1 pseudogene is annotated in these 221 nt (G+C 45.2%); it reads right to left on the bottom strand.

The annotated features are described in order from the left end of the window. Positions 1–221, bottom strand: a pseudogene (locus ACLUXO_RS10465) (hypothetical protein); the annotation flags it as partial.

The raw sequence follows: 221 nt of genomic DNA, 5'->3' as shown, positions 1-221 counted from the left end.
CCTTAGCGTCAACATACTTGATAGTCCGGGTAACGGTATCCTTCAAGTCTTTCTCAGTTAAGCCCTTTGGATAAGTTACGTTACCACCTGGGATGATTGGATCGCCTGGGTTCTTCGGATCTTCTGGAGTTACTGGGACAGTTTGGTGGCCGTAGTATACAGTCACTACAGTATCTTTGGTTGAGCCATCAACATTTACGGCTGCTACAGTTTCTTTATCT

The organism is Lactobacillus delbrueckii subsp. bulgaricus (assembly GCF_046938665.1).
GTDB lineage: Bacteria > Bacillota > Bacilli > Lactobacillales > Lactobacillaceae > Lactobacillus > Lactobacillus delbrueckii_C.
Note: the sequence above shows the minus strand (reverse complement) of the source record. Positions and strands in the feature narration are given on the sequence as shown.